The organism is Thermococcus sp. (assembly GCF_027063845.1).
Lineage (GTDB): Archaea > Methanobacteriota_B > Thermococci > Thermococcales > Thermococcaceae > Thermococcus.
This window is the reverse complement of the sequence record NZ_JAMOQU010000051.1, coordinates 1-1,177: the sequence shown is the minus strand read 5'-3', so window position 1 is coordinate 1,177 and position 1,177 is coordinate 1. Positions and strand designations below refer to the sequence as shown.

General features: G+C 55.9%; 3 protein-coding genes. 1 reads left to right on the top strand and 2 read right to left on the bottom strand.

The window, feature by feature from the left end; all coding sequences use genetic code 11:
- The coding region (locus MVO87_RS03685; protein ID WP_297552234.1) for a metallophosphoesterase family protein at positions 1–473 on the top strand (473 nt) is incomplete at its 5' end.
- Here the strand turns inward: MVO87_RS03685 and MVO87_RS03680 are convergent.
- Both MVO87_RS03680 and pfdA read right to left on the bottom strand, forming a co-directional pair.
- A complete protein-coding gene (locus tag MVO87_RS03680) occupies positions 470–805 on the bottom strand; it encodes a PRC-barrel domain-containing protein (RefSeq protein WP_297512564.1) in 336 nt (111 codons plus the stop codon). The two genes, MVO87_RS03685 and MVO87_RS03680, sit on opposite strands and share 4 nt — an antisense overlap.
- 88 nt (positions 806–893) lie before the next feature.
- Positions 894–1,177, bottom strand: a 284-nt coding sequence (pfdA, locus tag MVO87_RS03675; RefSeq protein ID WP_297552231.1) for a prefoldin subunit alpha, incomplete at its 5' end; no start/stop codon positions are given.

Genomic DNA, 1,177 nt, shown 5'->3' with positions numbered 1-1,177 from the left:
GCTTCAACCCCTACGCGAGGCAGGCCGTAAGGTGGCACCAGCGCGTCATGACAGTCGAGAACCTTGAGTTCCTCAGGCGACTTCCAGTGAGGCAAATCTTCACTGACGACACGGGTAGGAGTTACCTCCTCATCCACGGCTCGCCGAGGGCGCCCCTCGACGAGTACCTCTTCCCCTGGCTTCCAGAGAGTGAGTTTAAAGCAGTTCTGAGCTACGTCCGCCAGGATGACCTGCTTCTCGGCCACACCCACGTGCCGATGCTGAAGGAAATCGAAGGGAGGAGGATAATAAATCCTGGCTCCGTCGGCCAGCCGAGGGATGGGGACTGGCGGGCAAGCTACGCGCTGATGGACACGGAAACGGGAGAAGTGACCTTTCACCGGGTCGAATACGACGTTGAAGAGAGCGCGAGGAAGATAATAGAGGCAGGATTGCCAAGGTTTTTAGCGGACAGGCTCTTCGAGGGCCTCTAGTCCCTTTTCTTTAGACCGCCCTCAAGGGTTCCCCTCGGTCTCGGGGAGGTTGCCTTCGGAAGGCGTTTGAGCTTGGAGCGGACGGCGAGCTTGTTGGTGTCTATTATTATGACCTCTCCGATGCTCTTCACGGCGCTTATTGGAATTAGGAGAAGGCCCTCGTGGTCGGTAACGAACTCGCTCGTGTCGAGGTCCTCGTCGGGCTCGGCGACGATTACAAGGATTTCACCGGTCTCCTCGTCAAAACTGAGGTCGTAGACCCACCCGAGTCTTATTCCAGTGTCAGTTATGAGCTCAACATCCCTAAGCTTGGATGCCATTATCTTGACCATCTCCGCCACCTCTGGGATTAATCGTGTAACCTCTTGGGGATTAACGTATAAAACCTTTTTCCAAAGGAATCCAAAAACGGGAAGGGAATCAAGCCTTCTTGGCCTGCAACTCCTGCGCCCTCTTGGCGAGCTCTCCGAGCTGGGCCTCAAGCTTCTTCAGAGCCTCCTGAGTCTTCGCGATTGCCTCGTCGTACTCCTTTATGCGCTCCTCGAGATACTCGATGGCGCTATCGAGGTTCTTCTCGACGGCGTAACCCGCTCCAACGCTCACAATCGCGTTCTCCTTGTCGGTTATCCTGCCCTTGAGGAAGGAACCGGCCCCAATCGGAACGAGGATTTCAACCTCTCCCTCGGTCTTCTTGAGCTCCTCCA